Consider the following 19,271-nt stretch of genomic DNA (forward strand, 5'->3'; position numbering starts at 1 on the left):
TTCAGGCGATAGGCCTTTGCGGGAGGTGCAATGCGCGTTCCAATGCTAGGCGTCATCACAATGATGTTGTGCCTAGGCGGCACGGCGAGCCTCGCCCAGACGGCGACGACAGCGCCTGCCCCGGCTGGCGAGCCGGCGCCGAGCACGGGCGCCGCCAAGGCGGCCGTGTTCACCCAGGAGCAGTTGGATCAGATGCTCGCGCCCATCGCGCTGTACCCCGATGCGCTGCTGGCACAAGTGCTCATGGCGGCCACCTACCCGGGCGAGGTCGCCGAGGCGGTGACCTGGTCCAAGGCCAACAGCACGCTCAAGGGCGACGAGGCGGTCAAGCAGGTGGCCGGGCAGACCTGGGACCCCAGCGTGCAGGCGCTGGTGGCCTTTCCGCAGGTGCTGGTGACCTTGGGCCAAGACCCGGTCTGGGTGCAGCGTCTGGGAGATGCCTTCCTGGCCCAGCCCGACGACGTCATGAACAGCGTGCAGCGCTTGCGTCACCAAGCTCAGGCAGCCGGTAACCTGCAGAGCAACCAGTACCAGAACGTGACCGTGCAGGCCGCGCCCGCGCCGTCCTCCGCCGGCGGTACCGGCCAGAGCGCAGCGGCCGGCAACACCACCATCATCATCGAGCCGGCCGACCCGCAAGTGGTCTACGTGCCCAGCTACAACCCCAACACCACCTACGGCACGTGGCAGTACCCCGCCTCTGCGCCGGTGTACTACCCACCGCCGCCGGCCTATTACGCAGGTTCAGCGCTGGTGGCGGGGTTGGCCTTCGGCACTGGCGTGGCGATCATCAATTCGCTGTGGGGCGACTGCGACTGGGACGATCACGACATCGATATCGATGTCGATCGCTACAACAACATCAACAACATCGAAAACCGCATCGACAACAGCCAGAACAAGTGGCAGCACAACGCCGTGCATCGCGATGGTGTGCCCTATCGCGATGCCAGGAGCCGCGAGCAATACGGCCGGCAACTGGACGGCGCCCGCCAGCGCGCCGCGTATCGGGGTGACGATGCCCAGCGCGCCGAGGCCCGAGAACGCGCCCGGGCTTCGATGGACCGGCACGGCATCGAACGTCCGGCCACCACCAACCGCGAGGCCCGTGAACGGGCACGCGAAGCCCAGGCTGGCCATCGCCTGCAAGGTGCGACGAACGCACCCCGGGTAGCCGACCGTCGCCAAGGCGATGGCCAGCTCCGCCAGGCTGCGCACAAGCGGCCTACGGCCTCGGCCGGGCGGGCCCGCAACAATGCTTTCGATGGCGTTCGCTCGCCGTCGCGAGCCAACGTTCAGGCCAACCGTGGACGGTTGAGCCAGTCGTTCGCCCAGCGGCCCAGTTCCGCGCGGGCGGCGGGACGTCCGGTGTCCAGACCGGTCAGTGCGCCGATGCGCAGGGGAGGAGGGCGGCGATGAACCTCAAGTTGCTTATGGGACTATGGGCCACAGGCCTTGCCTGGTCGTGCATCGCCTCGGCCCAGCAGGCCTTCCCGACGCCGGAAAAAGCCGTCGAGGCCTTCGTCCAGGCCCTGGGTGTGGAGCACCCCGACGAAGCGCGCCTGGCGCAGCTGCTCGGCGAAGACTGGCGTAACTACATTCCCCGCGGGGGCGTGCAGCGCAGCGACGTGGATGCGTTCTTGCAGCAGTACCGCGAACGACACCGCATCGAGCCAGACGGCGAGCGCAAGGCGATTCTGGCAGTGGGCAACGCCCCCTGGACCTTGCCGATCCCGCTGGTCAAAGGCAATGGCGGTTGGCGCTTCGATCTGAAGGCCGGCAGCGCCGAGATCCGTGCGCGGCGCATTGGCCGCAATGAGCTGGCGGCTTTGCAGTCGGTGCTGGCGTATCACGACGCGCAGATGGACTACGCCACCCAGGATCGCAACGGCAACGGTGCGCTCGAGTACGCCCAGAAAATCTTCAGCAGCCCAGGCAAGCACGACGGCCTCTACTGGGCGGACGAAGGCGACGGCCAGATCAGCCCGCTGGGCCCGCTGTTCGGTCAGGACGTAGTCGGCGATGACTGGTATGGCTACCACTTTCGCATTCTCGATGGCCAGGGCCCGTCGGCACCTGGCGGCGCGTACAGCTACCTGATCGGCGACCAGATGAGCCGAGGCTTTGCGCTTATCGCCTGGCCTGCCAAGTACAACGAGACGGGGGTGATGAGCTTCATGATCAGCCATGACGGCCAGGTGTTCGACAAGGACCTGGGGCCTGATGGCGAGAAGGTCGCCAAGGCGATGAAGCGCTTCGACCCGGACGACAGCTGGCAGGTGGTGAAGGTAGACCCAGCCGAGTGAGGGCTGGCACTGAAAGCGCAGGCTGAGCCCTGGGCCGAGCTGTGCAGCGATACGTCGGCAATTGCCGAAGCCCACTTCTTGGCCTGGCTATTTTTTTCGAAGCGCCGGCGTATCTACAGTCGCAGGCGAGAGGCAGGCCTCTGTGCGGCTGCGGGCTCACCGGCGAAAGTGTCCCTACAGGCAACGCAACGACAGGGTGCCGGGGCTGCCTGTGCAGTCCTGATTCAGAACTTCTTGCTCGCACTCCCTACCCAGGTCGCCGAACACAGGTCATCGAACCCATAGCTGCTGGCGCACTCGGTCTTGGACAGGTCGGTGTCGATGTACGACAAACTCCAGGTCAGCCCAGCCAGTTCACGGGTCAGCTTCACTTCCCATTCGTGGTGGTCGGACGATGTCTTGCCATCGCCGGCCGTGTACATCGGATCCTTGAAGTCCATGCGCCCGTAACGCAGCTGCAAGCCGATCTCCAGCGGCAGGGCGGTTTCGTAGGCCACGTAGCTGTAGAGGGTGTCCTGGTCATCGCCCAGGGCGCTGCCGGTGTCGTTGGAGTAGTTCGCTCCCAGGGTCACGCCGTAGACGGTGAGGGCGGCGTAGTAGTCGCTGAGGTTGTACAGGCTCGACTTGGGGTAGGTGTACTTGAGATAGCCCACATCCAGGCTGACTTCATCGGTGGCCTGCCAGTACCAGCCGGCGTAGTAGTCCACCTCCTGGCGGGTCTGGGTGCCGAAGCCAAAGTCCACATTGGAGGTCCAGGCGCCGAGATACAGGCCGCTGGTGTGCTGCAGGGTGATGGCGAGTTGGGCGGCGGGGTCGTTCTGGGTCTGGGAGATGCCGCGGGTACGGTAATCGCTGACCAGAGCGGGTTCGATCTCCAGGTAGAAGTCATCACTCAGGGATACGGCTTGGCTGGTCAAGGGGGCCAGGGTCGAGGCAATGAGCAGGATGCGGCGCATGAAGGTACCTGTTTGTTGTGATTGTTCTGGCAGGTGCGGGCAAAGCGCGGCCTGGCTCCCGGGTAGCCCGGGAGCTTGGCGTGGTGCAGAGGGAGTCAGTGTTCGGCTTTGTAGACTTCGCGGCCGCCGAACCAGGTCTGCAGGACGCGGGTGTCGGCCAGGTCATTGTCGGCGACGGTGAGCACATCGCGGTCGAGCACGATGAAGTCGGCTTGCTTGCCGGGCGTGAGCGAGCCGATCTGCTTGTCCAGGCCAATGGTGCGTGCGGCGTTGAGGGTGTAGGCCTGGAACATGGTCTGGCGGTCGATGCGCTCCTTTGGGTTAAGCACGCCCTTGGGGCCTTCGCGGGTGATGGCCTGGTGAATGGCCAGCCACGGGTTGGGCGAGGAAACCGACCAGTCGCTGGCCCCGGCGATGGTGGCGCCGTGGCTGAGCAGCGAATGGGCAGGGTACTGGTAGGGGAAGACATGGGGGCTGACGTAGGGCTTGACCATGTCCAAGGTGTATTCGTCGCCCGAGGCCCAGAGCAGCTGCATCGAGGCGATCACGTTCAAGGGCTTGAAGCGGGCGAACTCGGTGGGGTTCACCAGTTGCAGATGAGTGATGGAGTGGGTGACGCCACTCTGGCGGTCCTTGCGCGCTTGGGCGATGCCGTTGAGCGATTCGCGTACCGCCCGGTCACCGATGGCGTGGATATGTACCAGCCAGCCTCGGGCGTCGGCGGCACTGACCAGCTCGCCGAAATGCGTCGGGTCGATCAAGAGCTCTCCGGTTTTGTGGGAATTGCTGTAGGGCTCGAGCATCGCCGCGCTTTGCGCCGGGTATTCCACCACGCCGTCGGCGAATATCTTGATGCCGGGCAGTGTCAGGTTGGGGATGCCCTGGAACTGCTGGCGAACTTTGTCCAAGGTGTCGAGATCGGCCGGCAGGCTCTTGGGGTTGGCCACCAGCAGCGCAGCGACATGGGCATTCAACTGGCCTTTCTCGGCCAGGGCCTTGTAGGCCGGCAGTACGCCGATGGATTTTTCCGTGGGCTGGAGGCTGAACACCGACTCCCCAGGTGCGGCGTTGGCGGCCGGGTCCATCCAGGCGGTGATGCCGAAGGCGTTGTTGTATTTCACCGCAGCGTCGGCGGCGTGCAGCAGGGCGTCGGCGCTGGGGGAGGGCATGGCGGCGCTGATGCGGTCCCAGCCTGCATCCACGGCAAAGCCATTGGGTGTGCCGTCTTGTTTCTTGCCCAGGGTGTCGCGTTCGGCGGCGGGCAGGGTGGCCAGGAGCCTGGCGTCGATACCGGCGCGGTCGAGCATGGCCTGGTTGGCCCAGGCGGTGTGGTGGTCGCTGCCAATGAACACCACCGGGACCTTTGCCCACTCGCCGTGGTTGAAGGTCGCGCCCAGCTCCTCGGCCTTGGCCCAGTAGGTGGAGCTCACCCCGACCACGGTCAGCACATCGCCCTGGCGGGCTGTGCCGTCGTCACGCCAGGCGCGCAAGCGTTTTTCCAGCTCCGCGGTGGGCACGTTCTCCTCATCGGCCAGGCTGGCTGCCGACAGCTCCAGGCCACCGAAGATGGCGTGGGAGTGGCTGTCGATCATCCCCGGCATGACCCGCTTTCCGCCCAGGTCGATGACTTGGGTCGTGCTGCCGGCCAGAGCCTTGATCTGGGCATCGGTGCCTACTTTGAGCACTTTGCCGTCCTGTACGGCCATGGCCTGTGCAGACGGGTGGGCGGGGTCGGCGGTGTACAGCTTGCCATTGAGCAGCACCAGATCCACAGCGGCCATCGAATCCATCGAGGCAAAGGCCAGCGCCACGGACAGCAACGTAGGCGTGAAACGTCTCATTGCAAAACCTCTTGTTTTTTGGGGGCTGTTGGCGAGACTAACGGCTGGCCCGGGCAGGCAGAACGCCCGAAATGCGCAAAAGCTTTTTTCCTGAATGGAAAAACCATGGACAAGTTCGCCGCCATCACCATGTTCGTCGCCACTGCCGAGCACGGCAGTTTCAGCCGCGCCGCCGAGCAATTGGGCAAGACCCCGTCGGCCCTGACCAAAGCCGTGAGCCATCTGGAGGATGACCTGGGCGTGCGGCTGTTCGAGCGCAGCACGCGGCGCACGGTGCTGACCGAAGCCGGCAAGGTCTACCTGGAAACCGCGCGCCAGGTGCTCATGCGCATGCATGAAGTCGGCGAAGTGGTGGGGCAGATGCAACATGGCTTGCATGGGATCCTGCGGCTGACGGCGCCGCTGGCCTATGGGCGGGCCTTTCTGGAACAGGTGTGCTCACAGTTTCTGCGCGACTATCCGCAGATCCGCCTGCGCGTGGACCTCTCCGATGACTTCGTCGACCTGGTGGAAAGCGGCTACGACCTGGCCCTGCGCGAAGGGCACAACGACTTGCCCGGGTTGATCGCCAGGGAGGTCGGCCGCAACCGCCTGACGCTGTGCGCGAGCCCCGACTACCTGGCGCGCAACCCGATACCGGTCACACCCCAGACCCTCGATCAGCACGACTGGCTGTTGTATCGCCATGCCGCCCTGAGCCGCACCTACTGGTGGGTAGAGAAGGACGGCGAACGTCTGAGCCTGCTGCAGCCCACCCATGCTCGACTGGAAAGCGACAACTACGACCTGCTGCTGGCCAGCGCGCTGGCCGGTGGCGGGTTGTTTCATGTGCCGCTGTGGAGTGGCGCGCCCTATCTGGCCGATGGGCGCCTGGTGCGCTTGATGGAAGACTACGCGATCGACCCCGACGCCTTCGGGCCGAAGATCCTGGCGGTGTACCCCAGCCATCGGCGAGCGACGGGGAAGGTGCTGGCGTTCATCGAGTACCTGGCGGCATACCTGGAGCGCATGGGGTTGGCCTAGCCTTCGATGGCCGGCTCGTTGGCTGCGCTGTGCTCGAACACATGGACACGGTTGCGTCCCGCGGCCTTGGCGGCATACAGCGCGTCGTCCGCCAGCGCCAGCAGGCGCGAGAGTTCGTAGCCTGCGGCCTCGCTGGTGACGACGCCGATGCTGACGCTCAGACTCCCTGGCGTGGGCAGTGCAGCGCTGTGAAAGCGCTGACGAATGTTCTGCGCGACCAGGGTCGCGATCTGCTCCCCCGCACCGGGCAGAAGGCAGGCGAATTCCTCGCCGCCGATCCGGCCGAACACATCGCCGTGGCGCAGGTTGCGGGTCGCCAGCTGACTGAAGGCGATCAACGCCTGGTCGCCTGCCTGGTGACCGAGGCTGTCATTGAGGCGTTTGAAATGGTCCAGGTCGAACAGCAGCAGGGTGATGGGGGTGTGGGTGCGTTTGGCCTCGGCCAGGATCTGCTCACCCTGGGTGATGAATGCCCGGCGGTTGCCGATGCCCGTCAACTCGTCGGTGTTGGCGGCCGTTTTGTACTTCTTCTCGGCCTGCTCCTTGACCATTGCCAGGGTGATATAAGCGATGCCGGTGGCATAGAGCATCGACTCGAACAGCATGACGGCAAAGAACCGTGCGCCATCGCCACTGCCGGACAAGGCGTTTTCCAGCGAGAGGCCTTCATCGACGATGAGGCGCACGAGGTAGAAGATGGTGTGCATGCCCAGGATCAACAGGGCCGGCAGGTACGCCATGTCCAGGCGATTGCGGCTGCGCCACAGCTCGACGATGCCCAGGCCCGAGTAGGCCGCGGCAAGGGTCGAATACACCGTGATGCGCAGTGACAGCGAGTCGTAGAACACCGGCGTGAAGCAGAACAGCAGCCACACCACCACACCCATGGCAATGCCGGGCAAGTAGGGCGCGCGCCCGGCCAGGGTGCGCATGGCTGTCCAGCCCAGTGCGGCTGACAACAACAGCACGATATTGCCCAGCACCAGGGGAACGAGGTCGTAGCCGCGCTCGCGCAGGCTGATCAAGGCGACGCCCACCGAGGCCAGCAACAACATCGCGCCCAGATAACCCAGCGGCCGCTCACGTTTGCCACGCGCCCAGGTGTGCAGGGTGAGTGTGCCCATCAGACCGAGCAGGAAGACGGTGACGAGAATGAGGGTGGGAATACTCAAGAGCACGGGAAGTCCTTTGGGCTCGGCGGCAGGTCCATCAGTTTTGCCATGTTAAGCGCCAGCGTGGCAGTTTGCCAATGTGCGGAAAGTTATTAAATTCGTTATGGGTGGGGCTGTCGTTAATGTCGCAAGAATAAGCTCACGGATGGCGTACTCTCGGGAAAAAGTATTTTTAAACAATCTGTTCATTGTTCGGGGAAGCATTATGCCGGGCCGGTTGGTCGGGCTTGCGCAGGTGACCAAGCACGGTGCATGCAGGCCCGGGAGCGAGCCTGAACAAGCCGGGAGGCGCCCTGCGCCTGGCCTGCCGGGCGCCGCGCCCACGGCCGAAAAGCACAAGACTTTCGCGGGGAAAAACCGGATAATGGCCGCCATTTTCGTTTTGCTCGTTATCACGGTATCCCCCGCATGGAAATCAAGGTCAACTTTCTCGACAACCTTCGACTTGAAGCCAAGTTTGATGACTTCACGGTCGTGGCCGACCAGCCGATTCGCTATAAGGGCGATGGTTCGGCACCGGGGCCGTTCGATTATTTCCTGGCCTCTTCGGCCTTGTGTGCGGCGTACTTTGTAAAGTTGTACTGCAATACACGAAACATTCCGACCGATAATATTCGTCTGTCTCAGAATAATATTGTCGATCCGGAAAACCGCTATAAACAGATCTTCAAGATCCAAGTGGAACTGCCGGCGGACATCAGCGAAAAAGACCGCCAGGGCATCTTGCGTTCGATCGAGCGATGCACGGTGAAGAAGGTCGTGCAGACCGGTCCTGAGTTCGTCATCGAAGAGGTGGAGAACCTCGATGCCGATGCCCAGGCATTGCTGATGGTGGACACCGACCCGAGCGCGAGCACCTATATCCCAGGCAAGGACCTGCCACTGGAGCAGACCATCGCCAACATGTCGCAGATCCTGGCCGGTCTGGGCATGAAGATCGAGATCGCCTCCTGGCGCAACATCGTGCCCAACGTATGGTCGCTGCACATCCGCGATGCCCACTCGCCAATGTGCTTCACCAACGGCAAGGGCGCGACCAAGGAGAGCGCCCTGGCGTCGGCCCTGGGCGAGTTCATCGAACGCCTGAACTGCAACTTCTTCTACAACGATCAGTTCTGGGGCGAGGACATCGCCAACGCGCCGTTCGTGCATTACCCGGACGAGCGCTGGTTCAAGCCGGGCCGCAAAGACGCGCTGCCAGCGGAGATCCTCGACCCGTACTGCCTGGAAATCTACAACCCTGAAGGCGAGCTGCGTGGCTCGCACCTTTACGACACCAACTCTGGCAACGTCGAGCGTGGCATTTGCTCGCTGCCCTATGTGCGTCAGTCCGACGGCCAGGTGGTGTATTTCCCGTCCAACCTGGTCGAGAACCTGTTCCTGAGCAACGGCATGAGCGCCGGCAATACCCTGGCTGAAGCGCAGGTGCAGTGCCTGTCGGAAATCTTCGAGCGGGCGGTCAAGCGCGAAATCCTCGAAGGCGAGCTGGCATTGCCGGATGTGCCGCAGGAGGTACTGGCCAAATACCCCGCTATCCTGGCCGGTATCCAGGGGCTCGAGGAGCAGGGTTTCCCGGTACTGGTCAAGGACGCCTCGCTCGGCGGTGAATTCCCGGTGATGTGCGTCACCTTGATGAACCCGCGTACTGGCGGTGTGTTCGCGTCCTTCGGTGCACACCCAAGCTTTGAAGTGGCGCTGGAGCGCAGTCTGACCGAGCTGTTGCAGGGGCGCAGCTTCGAGGGCCTGAACGATCTGCCTCAACCGACCTTCTCCAGCCATGCGGTGACCGAGCCGAACAACTTCGTCGAGCACTTCATCGATTCGAGCGGTGTGGTGTCCTGGCGCTTCTTCAGCGCCAAGGCCGACTTCGAATTCGTCGAGTGGGACTTCTCCGGCCACGGCGAGGATTCCAACGCCGAGGAGGCCGCCACGTTGTTCGGCATTCTCGAGGGCATGGGCAAAGAAGTGTACATGGCGGTGTACGAGCACCTCGGTGCAACTGCCTGCCGCATCCTGGTGCCGGGCTACTCGGAAATCTATCCGGTGGATGACCTGATCTGGGACAACACCAACAAGGCCCTGTTGTTCCGTGCCGACATCCTCAACTTGCACAGCCTGGACGATGACGCCCTGGCGGCGCTGGTCGAGCGGCTGGAAGAGAGCGAGCTGGACGACTACACCGACATCACCACCTTGATCGGCGTCGAGTTCGACGACAACACGGTCTGGGGGCAGTTGACCATCCTGGAGCTCAAGCTGCTGATCTACCTCGCCCTGGAGCAGTTCGAGGCGGCGAAGGAACTGGTGGAGACCTTCCTGCAGTTCAACGACAACACCGTCGAGCGCGGGCTGTTCTACCAGGCCTTGAACGTGGTGCTGGAAGTGGAACTGGACGAGGACTTGGAGCTGGCCGATTACGAAGCCAACTTCCGCCGCATGTTCGGCGATGCGCGCATGGATGCGGTACTGGGTTCGGTCGATGGCAGCGTTCGTTTCCATGGCCTGACACCGACGAGCATGAAGCTCGAAGGCCTCGACCGCCACCTGCGCTTGATCGACAGCTACAAGAAGCTGCACAGCGCCCGGGCCAAGGTGACCCTGCGCTAAGCCAGTCGCCAGCCTTGGTGGCTACCGGGGGCGCGGTGCGCCCCTTTTCGCGGCCCTTCGCCGCTCCCGCAGACGCCGTAGTCCTCCTCGCACAGTTTTTGCGGATGAACCCGCTCCCATCGGATCGGCACCGATCCTGTGGGAGTGGGTTACCCGCGCAGAACACGCTGCACAAAGGCTTGGCTTTATGCGCAGGCGCCGGCCAGCGCCTTGCGTCTGCCCATCAGCCAGTAATAGGTCAGCGCTGGGAAAATCAGGCCCACCGCCCAGGCCAGGTCAACCCCTTGCAGGTGGGTGGCGATGGGCCCGGCGTACATCGAAGTATTCATGAACGGCACCTCGAGCACGATGGTGACCAGGAATACGCCGATCGCGACGCCATTCACCCGTCCATAGATCCCGCTCGGCCGGAAGATGTCTTCGATGCGGTATACCCCTTTGCGCACGACGTAGTAGTCGACCAGGTTGATGGCCGTCCACGGGATCAGGAAGTAGCTCATGAAGAAGATGAAGTTCAGGAAGAACGCAATGAAGTCATCCTGGGCAAGCGTGCACAACCCTGTAGCCGCAGCGGCAATCACCAGCAGCAACCCTGCCCGCACCCACGCGGTGACCTTGAGTGCGGTGAAGGGTTCGATCACGGTCACTGTCGACATGAATGCTCCGTACAGGTTGAAGACGTTGATGGCGATCTGACCGTAGAGCACGAAGGCGAACATCAACACCGTGCTGCCGCCGAGCAATCCCACCAGGTTCAAGCCAACGTTGTCTCCGAACCCGGCCATCGCCTTGGCCAGCACCGCACCCAGCAGCATCATCCAGCTCCCGCCGATCACCGTGCCCAGGTAGCTGTACCAGAACACCTGCTGCGTCGGGGTTTCGGTAGGCAAGTAGCGGGAGTAGTCGGCCACGTAGGGCGCATAGGAAAGTTGCCAGGTGACCGCGATGCTCACCGAGGCGAGGAAGGTCGGCAGGCTGAAGCCCTCGAGCGACCATTGCCCGGCGGGCACCGGCAGGCTCAGTGCCATCCAGGTCGCGATGCCGAACACCCCGAGCGAAGCCAGCGTCAGCAGCTTTTGCAGGCGATGGATCAGTTGGTAGCCGAACAGCGCGACCAGGAAGCACACCGCACCCAGCACCACGATGTTGCCGCCATTGCCGATCGGGCTGGCGCTGGCGACGGCCTGGGCGGCGAGCAAGGTATTGCTGACGAAGAAGCCCAGGTAGATGAGCATGACGAACAACAACGGCACGATCGCGCCATAGACGCCGAACTGGGCCCGACTCTGGATCATCTGTGGGATGCCCAGCTTGGGCCCTTGGGCAGAATGTGACGCCATGAAGAGGGCACCGATCATCGAGCCCAAAAGAATCGACAGCGCACTCCAGAACAGGTTGAGGCCCAGGCTGATGGGCAAGACGCCGGCCGCGACCGTGGTGATGTTGGCATTGGCGCCGAACCACACGAAGAACAGCGAACGCGCCTGGCCGTAGCGCTCGCCCTCAGGGATGAAATCGATGCTGCGATTTTCAACTTTCATCAGGATCTCTCCACACTCAGCAATCATGGGCAAGGCGGTGTTCGAAGCGTTGGATCGCGTCGACGAATGCCTCGGGGTGGAAGGCGAGGTGGTCGGGCGTATCGGTGCGCACCGAGCCTGCCGGCTGCTGCTGCCAATGGCGCAGCAGCTGTGACGTGGAGAAGATCTCCAGCCCGTAGATCCAGTTGGAGAGGATCATCAGGGCTGAATAGTGCGCACCCAGCGTCGTGGCCGTGCAGGCATCGGCGACCAGGCTCAGGGTGAAGCCGTGCTGGTAGGCATCGAACACGCTGGTCATGACGCACACATCGGTCAGCACGCCGAACACCACCAGATGCTCGATCCCCTGGCTTCGAAGCCGCTGCGCCAGGTCGGTGCCATGGAAGGCGCTGTAACGGTGCTTGTCCAACACCTGGTCGCCGGCGTGTGGCGCCAGGGCGTCGAGGACCTCCACCGCCGAGGTGCCGGCGCGGTAGCTGGTCGGTTGGCCATGCTCGTCCACCGGCTCCCCGTGCGCCAGGTCGTGGCCTTGGGCGTTGTTCACGTGGCGGGTGTAGATCACGGGGATGGCAAGGCGGCGGGCTGCGCCGAGGAGGGCGCCGGCGTTGCCGACGACTTGGTCGAAACGCTCCAGGGGGAAGCCGTCCTCCTGTTGCAGGTCGATCAGGAGAAGTGCGCTGGTACAGGTCATGGTAAATCACTCGGGTACAGTGCCCCTGGCGCCGTCGCAGGAGGCGCCTTGAGGGCGAACGAACAGTCGCAGCGTCCAGGCGAGCCGGGCGCTTGTGGGAAGGTCGAGACGACGCTCGAAGGGGACTTACGCGACTATTTGCCAGAACCCGTTCTGTTTGGCTGCCACGCAGGCAGGCAGGCGTGGCAGGGTGACCTGGGCGGGCGCGCGCCCATGGCGAAGGAAGCCTTGCATGGCACTGGGCAGGTCATGTCTGTCAACGCCTGCCCTGCAGAGGGCAGCGTGACGACGATTGCCTGTGAGAGTGAAAAAAGTGCCCATGTGAGGTGCGCCTTGGAACGGTTGAGCAGGAGCAAAGCAAACGTCGGGCCATTATTGGCGTTTTGGCCGTAAGGCGCATTGCAGGGGCATTTGGGGTGCTTAGCGGGGTCGTGTTTCTAGGTATACCGTAATACGGTGATACCAAAAGTAGCGATTTGCGCTGAATCAACAGGCCGTGAGGTCCAGCGCGGCATCCTTGATCCAGATCCGCGCCCCGGCATCGCCCGCCACCGCCTGAACCGCAGCCCCCGGCGGTCGGCGCATCCAGCTCCAAGGCCGCAACGCGAAGTCGTCACCTTGTAACTGGCCGTCGAGTACGAACAGCTCCAGACCTCGCGGGTTGGCAATGTTCAGTGTCTGTCCGGGCTGGGCCTGCTGCACCCAAACCCGTTCATGGATGCTGTGCCACAGTAGCTGGTCACCCTGCTCGGGCACCTGTGCGACTACGCGTTCATGGTCCTCGGGATGGAACTGGCGCAAGTGCACGAAGATGACGCAGCCCTGGGCCGACCCCGGCGAGTGCTGGCTGCCGGGTGGGTTGCGTACGTAGCTGCCAACTGGATACTGACCCTGTTCGTCCTCGAAGACCCCCTCCAGCACCAAGAACTCCTCACCCCCCGGATGGGCGTGGGCATTGAACCGACTGCCAGGCGCATAGCGCACCAGCGAAGTGGCGCGGGCCTGCTCCTGTCCGATGCGGAACAACAGGCGTCGCTCCACCCCGGCTTGCGGGCTGGGAATCCAGGGCAGGGCATGTCCCTGCACGATCACCGTTTGCCGCAGGTCGGCATTGATCAGGGCCGGCATTACCATCGAAGTCATCTCCACACATCCGACCGACTGATGATCCACCGCCATGGCCCGAAAATCGAGCGTAAAAAAAGCCCAGCGCTGGCGCTGGGCTTGGGCGTCTCCGTTACTGCACGACGCCGTTGTACACCACCGTCGCGACGCCATCCTTCTTGATCGTCAGCTTGTTGCCCTCGGCCAGCGACTCGACCACTTCGGAGCAGCCATCGACTTCCTGTTTGCCGTCCACGTACTCGCCCTTGGCGTCGAAGCTGAAAACATAGGTGGACGCGGGGCAGGCGTTACCACCTTCACCGGTGGACACCACCACGACGTACTTGCTGGGACCGAACGAATAGGCCTTCTCGATGGTGACATAGCCGGTGGCTTCGACATCTTCGACGACCGACTCCATGACGTTCACGACGCCGGCCCGCGACGGGTACATCAGCGCGGTCCCCAGTTCCATGCGCTGGATGCTGAAGGGACCTGCGCTGTCGCCGCTGACCAGCAGCGTTTCGTAGGCCATGGTCGGTGCAGCGGGGGCCAGTTCCGGCGCCACCGGGGGCTTGGCGGCGAGGGCTTGCGGGGGCTGCGGGCTGACGCACTGGCCGCTTTCGCAGATGCGATCGCCTTTGCAGTCGATGTCCTTGGCGCATTGTCCGGCGGGTACGGTGGCCTGGGCGGTGTTCTGCTCGGTTTTGTCACAACCGGCCAGGGCCAGTGCGACCAGGGTGCAGGCAAACAGACGCTTCATGGGGTGAAGTCCTTTTCCAGAAAAAAGTGGTGGCACAATAGTATCGCGCAATCGCGCCAGGTTGTCTCAAACGCTTGATTTCAGGCGCGTATCAGCGTGTGCCCGAACGCTGTCGCTTGATCCGGTACATGTCGTGATCGGCATGGCTGAGCAGCGCGTCGGCATCCTCGCCGTCCGCCGGGTAGCAGGCCACGCCGATGCTGCAGGAAGGCATCTCGACCTCGCCGAACTCGGCGCCCAACGGCTCGGCCATGGCCGCGAGGATCTGCGCGATCTTTTCGGCCACCGCGCTGTGCGACGGGATGTCGGTCAACAGCACGATGAACTCATCACCGCCCATGCGTGCCACGGTGTCGGTCTTGCCCACGCAGGCTTCGAGCCGTCGGGCGACCGTGCACAGCACGCGGTCGCCCGCCGCATGGCCATGGACATCATTGATGCCCTTGAAGTCGTTGATGTCCACGAACAGCAGCGCCAGTGCGCTCTGTTGGCGGTGCGCCGTGCGCAGGGCCGATTCCAGCCGGTCATTGAACAGCGAGCGGTTGGCCAGCTGGGTCAGCGGGTCGTGGTGGGCGAGAAAGCGCAGCTCCTTCTCGGCCTGGGCCAGGGCCGTGACGTTGCGCGCCACGCCGATGCGAGCCCCGACCTCATCGGACCAGAAGGCCGCCCACAGGATGTGCACCACGCCGCCATCCTTGCGGATGTAACGGTTGCGAAAATCCACATGGGGCTGGCCATTCATGATGCGGATGATCGAGGCGCGGGTGGCTTCCAGGTCGTCGGGGTGCATGTAGTGGGTGATCGGGGTGCCGACCAACTCGCTGGCTCGATAGCCGAGCAGGGTTTCGCAGGCGTCACTCACGAAGACGATTTCGTTGTCCCGGTCGACCACAAAGACCGTGTCCAGCATCAGGTGGATCAACTTGGGGTAAAGCGCTTGGAGGTCGACGGCCATAGGTCAGCGGAGTCCGGTGCAGAAGGGCGTTCGCGGCGCAGGACAGCATACAAGGCTCATGCCTGCGTCACTACTGGGGCGGGCAAGAAAACCCTCGCTGGCGATGGCCGGCAAGTCGTTCAAGTTCTTCTAGAATTTCGCTAATGCGGGCACCGCTCTGTTGGGAGCCTGATCCTGGTCTCGGCGGTGCTGCTGTTGCTCAATGTCAGCGATACGCTGCACCGCTTGGCCAAGTTGCCTTACCACACGGTGCTGCAGGTGGTGTTGTGCGTGCTTTATCTGGTTCTGGCTTCACGGGTGGTCGAAATCGTCTGGAGTTTCAGGGGCCAATAGTCGCGGTTGAAATCTTCAGGCAGACCGGCCAGGCTCTGCAGCTTTTGATTCTGGAGTCCTCCAAATGTGGGGAAAACCTGCGCGCCAGAGCCCGCCATGGGCCTTGTGCACCTTGCTCGCCATCAATCTCGCCCTGGCCGCCGGCTGCAGCAGCAAAGCCAGCACGGCTCGGTATGCCGCAGCGACGGCGGGGTCCAACTGCTATGCCAAGGCCTTGCCGACAGCGGGCGAGGGCGGTCTGGCCTGGGGGGCGAGCATGAGCATTGCCCGGCAAAAGTCCCTTCACAACTGCATGCGCTACGCAAGCCGCTCCGGCGGTACACCGCATACCTGTCAGGTGGTGTTGGCCAAGTGCAAGCGCTGATGGCCCGAGCCCTGTGACCGAAAAAAAACATTCATCTTTAATGCCTGTGGCGAAAGTTCGTACATCGGCGCGACAAGTTGTCTGCTTGACTTTGCCAGAGGCGCGGTCGTTGCGCTAAACTTGACGCCAAGGTCAGTTTTTGTGATTTCCACTCCGACCTTGCTTTCGGAACGTCAGTGATTCCGCCCTCCGAGCTATCAAGTACCAGAATACGTCATGGGCAGGCGCGCTCTGCCCAGAGGATGAAGCATGACCCACCGTGATATTTCCCGGCGCGCCTTCCTGCAAGGCGGCGTGATTGCGGGCGTAGGGGTGACCCTCGCACCGCTCGGCAGCCCGGCCTTCGCCGCCCTGATGGAAAACAGTGTCACCACTTCCCCGCAGAAGTGGATGAGCCATGACGGCAAGACACGTTTTCGCAACGATGCGCTGTCCAAGGTGTGCGGCAACAAGGTGTTCGCCCGCGACATCCGCGCCAAGGACATGCCCGGCTGGCCGCAGCAGCAAGGCCACGCCCTGTTGCTCAAGACCATCAAGGCCGACCGCATCTATGCAGGCCTGGACCTTGCCTGGCTGGGCGCCGACCTGCAGCCGGACCGCGTCGTCACCGCCGAGGACCTGCACAAGGATGGCATCGCCTGGCCTGAGGCCCACTCGCCGGACCCGCTGCTGCCACCTGGCAAGGTGCCGATGTTCATCGGCCACCCGGTGGCGATCCTGATCTGGAACGACTTCGAGCGTTACCGCCAGGCCAAGCTCAAGCTGCAATTCAACGACAAGGCCATCCGCTACGGCGCCCAAGCGCCGCTGTATCAAGGCGACCCCTATGGCAGCTTCCGTTTCGTGCGGGTGGCTGGCAAGACGCCGTTCGAGGAGGACGAGTTCTCCAGCCTGAAGAACTCCATGCTGTTCCCCACCATCCTCAACCGCAAACCGGTCTGGACCAACGAGCCCAAGCAGCACGGCACCCTCACCGAGCAAGGGTTGTTCTATGCCGATCGCATGGCCGACCAGCTCAAGCAGGCCCCTGAGGACTGGCTGGTGTTCGATGAGCGCTACAAGACGCCCTCGATCGAACCGGCAGCGCTTGAGCCGGACAACGGCAACGGCTGGTACGACCCGCAAAGCGGCACCCTGCATTTCGTGGTGGCGACGCAGTGCCCCTTCGAGGTGGCACAGGAATGCGTGCACATGATCAAACCGTCGCGCTTTGCCCTCAAGACGCTGAACATGCACCCCGGCTACACGGTCGGCTACGGCTCCAAGGACAACAACATCTTCGTGTTCTACGCTGCCGTCGCGGCCCTGTACGGCAACGGTGTGCCCGTGCGCCTGGCCAACGACCGCTACGAGCAGTTCCAGAGCGGCATCAAGCGCCACCCGTTCGACATCCACTACCAACTGGCGGTGGACAAGAAAGACATGTCGTTCAAGATCTTCCGTGCCGACATGAGTGTCGACGGTGGCGGACGCGCCAACTACAGCTCCTCGGTGGCCGCCGTGGGCGCGACCGCGGCGCAGTCGATCTACTACATGCCTCAGAGCGATCTGGCCGTGACCGCCTACCACTCCCGCGGTGTCGAGGCCGGTTCCATGCGGGGTTATGGCACCCTGCAGACCATGGCCGCGACCGAGATGATGGTCGACGAGATCGCCGGTCGCCTGGGTGTGGATGCCATCGAGCTGCGCCGGGTCAATGCCCTGAAGTCGGGCATGAAGAACACCCAGGGCGCCGTACCCGCCGGGGCCTTGCGCCTGCATGAGATCCTCGACAAGGCCAGCGCCCACGAACTGTGGAAGAACCGCGACGCCTACAAGAAGACCATGGAAGCCAAGGACGCCGACAACTGGTACGGCGTGGGCTTTGCCATCTGCCAGAAGGACTTCGGCACGGGTGCCGAAGCGCCCATGGCGAGCATCGAATTCACGGCCGACGGGCGTATCAGCCTGCGTCATATCGGCACCGAACTGGGCACTGGCATGTCGACCTCCCAGGCGTTCGTGGTCAGCGACTTCCTGGGGCGTCCGGCCGATGAAGTGAAAACCGCCGAGACCGAGTGGCCGGAGCTGCAACTGGCCACCCACGGCAACCCCTATCTGATGAGCCAGGCCGAGCAGGACGCTGCCCTGCGTGACCCGCGCTGGGTCGGCAAGCTGGCCTCGCCATCCTCGGCGACCAACTCGGCCTTCTACTTTAGCCACGCCACGCGCGAAGCCGCTCGGGTGCTGTTCAACCATGGCCTGTGGCCGGCGGCGTTATCGCTGTGGCGCCAGGGCCCGTTCGGTGGGCAGGCCAACCCGCTGGTGGTGCGCCGCGAGAACGCGGTCTGGGTCAACGGTGAACTCACCGGCAATGGCCTGGCCCCGATCCCGTTCGCCGAGCTGGCCAAGAAAGCCCATGAGATGGGGCTGGTGACCGGCGTCAGCGTCCACGCATTCAACCGCTGGAGCTGGGCTGAATCCGATTTCGTCATCGATGGCGTGCGTGAGCGCCTGCCGCTCGATGCGATGGCGGTCAAGTACGGCGACGGTGCGCCGAACGTCAAGAAAGCGCAGATGAACAGCGCCAGCTACCACCTGCTGGACCGCCAGAACGCCGCCTATCCGGCCACCCAGCTGAACAACGCCATGGTGACTTACTACAGCCCGGTGGCGACCCTGGTGCAGGTGAAAGTGAACAAAGGCAGCGGCCAGGTGCAGGTACTCAACCACCACAGCTGGGTGGAGTGTGGCCGTGTACTGGTACCGGAACTGGTCAAGGGCCAGCTCGAAGGCGGTATCGCCATGGGCATCGGCCATGCACTGACCGAAGAAATGCCGCTGTACGAAGGTGGCCCGGGCGAGGGCGACTGGAACTTCAACCGCTATCGCCTGCCGATGGCCAAGGACGTGGCAGTGTGGCAGCAGACATCGGAGATCCTGCCGCCACTGTCACCGACCGACCCCTCCAAGGGCATCGCCGAAGTGGTGATGATCCCGGTGGTCGGCGCGATCGGTAACGCCGTGGCCCATGCCATCGGCAAGCGTGTTCGCGACCTGCCTATCACCCCCGCCCGCGTCAAGGAGGCCCTCAATGGCTAACCGCCCGCTTCAAATGACCTTGAATGGTCAAACCGTCGGTCCGGCCGAAGTGCCTGAAGACCTGGCAATGATCGACTACCTGCACGAATACCAGAACCTCACCGGCTCCCGCCTGGGCTGTGGGCAGGGCATCTGCCACGCCTGCGTGGTGATCGTCGACAACCCTGACGGCACCAGCGAGGAAGTGCGCACCTGCATCACCGGCGCGCATTACTTCGAAGGCAAGAAGGTGCGCACCATCGAGGGCCATGCCAAGCATGACGAGGCGGGCAACCTCAGTGAGCTGAACCCGATCCAGCAGAAGTTCGTCGACCGCTTCGCCTTCCAGTGCAGCTACTGCGCACCCGGCTTCGTCAATGCCGCCACCGTGCTGGTGGAAAAGGCCCAGCGCCAGCCGCTGAAAAAGAGCGAGCTCGAAGGGGCCATCGAGGCCAGTCTCGGCCATCACATCTGCCGCTGCACCGGCTATGTGCGTTACTACGACGCCACTCGCGAAGTGCTCAGTGACCTCGGCCTGGTCAAGGAGGGTTGAGC

16 protein-coding genes are annotated in these 19,271 nt (G+C 63.4%); 8 read left to right on the forward strand and 8 right to left on the reverse strand.

From position 1 onward, the window contains the following. Window positions 1-30: 30 nt before the first annotated feature. Window positions 31-1,419 (forward strand): DUF3300 domain-containing protein, encoded by a 1,389-nt coding sequence (locus tag DQ397_RS24070; protein WP_043206998.1) that lies wholly within the window; start codon window positions 31-33, stop codon window positions 1,417-1,419. Then, window positions 1,416-2,306: a DUF2950 domain-containing protein gene (locus DQ397_RS24075; protein ID WP_043206996.1), complete on the forward strand. Its 891-nt coding sequence runs from the start codon at window positions 1,416-1,418 to the stop codon at window positions 2,304-2,306. The genes DQ397_RS24070 and DQ397_RS24075 overlap by 4 nt, the downstream gene beginning before the upstream one ends. Before the next feature lie 224 nt (window positions 2,307-2,530). On the opposite strand, the gene DQ397_RS24080 is transcribed toward DQ397_RS24075, so the two are convergent. Both DQ397_RS24080 and DQ397_RS24085 read right to left on the reverse strand, forming a co-directional pair. Continuing rightward, window positions 2,531-3,262: a TorF family putative porin gene (locus DQ397_RS24080; RefSeq protein WP_043206993.1), complete on the reverse strand. Its 732-nt coding sequence runs from the start codon at window positions 3,260-3,262 to the stop codon at window positions 2,531-2,533. 95 nt (window positions 3,263-3,357) lie between these two features. Beyond that, complete coding sequence (locus DQ397_RS24085) at window positions 3,358-5,103, reverse strand: amidohydrolase (protein ID WP_043206992.1); 1,746 nt, start codon at window positions 5,101-5,103, stop codon at window positions 3,358-3,360. A gap of 105 nt (window positions 5,104-5,208) precedes the next feature. Here DQ397_RS24085 and DQ397_RS24090 point away from each other — a divergent pair, with 105 nt between their 5' ends. Next, window positions 5,209-6,126 (forward strand): LysR family transcriptional regulator, encoded by a 918-nt coding sequence (locus DQ397_RS24090; RefSeq protein WP_043206989.1) that lies wholly within the window; start codon window positions 5,209-5,211, stop codon window positions 6,124-6,126. On the opposite strand, the gene DQ397_RS24095 is transcribed toward DQ397_RS24090, so the two are convergent. Further along, window positions 6,123-7,304, reverse strand: coding sequence for a GGDEF domain-containing protein (locus tag DQ397_RS24095; RefSeq protein ID WP_043206988.1), 1,182 nt, complete (start codon window positions 7,302-7,304; stop codon window positions 6,123-6,125). The genes DQ397_RS24090 and DQ397_RS24095 overlap by 4 nt on opposite strands. Window positions 7,305-7,706: 402 nt before the next feature. Here DQ397_RS24095 and DQ397_RS24100 point away from each other — a divergent pair, with 402 nt between their 5' ends. After that, entirely contained in the window at window positions 7,707-9,905 is a 2,199-nt protein-coding gene (locus DQ397_RS24100) for an OsmC domain/YcaO domain-containing protein (protein WP_043206985.1), read from the forward strand. Window positions 9,906-10,090: 185 nt separating this feature from the next. Here DQ397_RS24100 and DQ397_RS24105 read toward each other — a convergent pair whose 3' ends face one another. The 5 genes from DQ397_RS24105 to DQ397_RS24125 all read right to left on the reverse strand — a co-directional run bounded on the left by DQ397_RS24105 (window position 10,091) and on the right by DQ397_RS24125 (window position 14,959). After that, complete coding sequence (locus DQ397_RS24105) at window positions 10,091-11,446, reverse strand: cytosine permease (RefSeq protein WP_043206983.1); 1,356 nt, start codon at window positions 11,444-11,446, stop codon at window positions 10,091-10,093. A gap of 16 nt (window positions 11,447-11,462) precedes the next feature. Then, complete coding sequence (locus DQ397_RS24110; RefSeq protein WP_043206982.1) at window positions 11,463-12,137, reverse strand: isochorismatase family cysteine hydrolase; 675 nt, start codon at window positions 12,135-12,137, stop codon at window positions 11,463-11,465. A 486-nt stretch (window positions 12,138-12,623) separates the two neighbouring features. Then, window positions 12,624-13,280 (reverse strand): cupin domain-containing protein, encoded by a 657-nt coding sequence (locus tag DQ397_RS24115; RefSeq protein ID WP_238556593.1) that lies wholly within the window; start codon window positions 13,278-13,280, stop codon window positions 12,624-12,626. Between the two features lie 94 nt (window positions 13,281-13,374). Beyond that, complete coding sequence (locus DQ397_RS24120; protein ID WP_043206977.1) at window positions 13,375-14,004, reverse strand: hypothetical protein; 630 nt, start codon at window positions 14,002-14,004, stop codon at window positions 13,375-13,377. A 91-nt stretch (window positions 14,005-14,095) separates the two neighbouring features. Beyond that, window positions 14,096-14,959 (reverse strand): sensor domain-containing diguanylate cyclase, encoded by an 864-nt coding sequence (locus DQ397_RS24125; protein ID WP_043206975.1) that lies wholly within the window; start codon window positions 14,957-14,959, stop codon window positions 14,096-14,098. A 186-nt stretch (window positions 14,960-15,145) separates the two neighbouring features. On the opposite strand from DQ397_RS24125, the gene DQ397_RS24605 reads away from it, so the two are divergent. From DQ397_RS24605 to DQ397_RS24140, 4 genes are all read left to right on the forward strand, one after another. Beyond that, complete coding sequence (locus DQ397_RS24605; RefSeq protein ID WP_178113815.1) at window positions 15,146-15,292, forward strand: hypothetical protein; 147 nt, start codon at window positions 15,146-15,148, stop codon at window positions 15,290-15,292. A 64-nt stretch (window positions 15,293-15,356) separates the two neighbouring features. After that, complete coding sequence (locus DQ397_RS24130; RefSeq protein ID WP_043206972.1) at window positions 15,357-15,656, forward strand: hypothetical protein; 300 nt, start codon at window positions 15,357-15,359, stop codon at window positions 15,654-15,656. A gap of 249 nt (window positions 15,657-15,905) precedes the next feature. Then, complete coding sequence (locus DQ397_RS24135) at window positions 15,906-18,737, forward strand: xanthine dehydrogenase family protein molybdopterin-binding subunit (RefSeq protein WP_043206969.1); 2,832 nt, start codon at window positions 15,906-15,908, stop codon at window positions 18,735-18,737. Next, entirely contained in the window at window positions 18,730-19,269 is a 540-nt protein-coding gene (locus DQ397_RS24140) for a (2Fe-2S)-binding protein (RefSeq protein WP_043206967.1), read from the forward strand. The genes DQ397_RS24135 and DQ397_RS24140 overlap by 8 nt, the downstream gene beginning before the upstream one ends. The last annotated feature ends 2 nt before the right edge of the window (window positions 19,270-19,271 follow it).

Origin of the sequence: Pseudomonas sp. CK-NBRI-02, from assembly GCF_008124495.1 — a bacterium.
GTDB lineage: Bacteria > Pseudomonadota > Gammaproteobacteria > Pseudomonadales > Pseudomonadaceae > Aquipseudomonas > Aquipseudomonas guariconensis.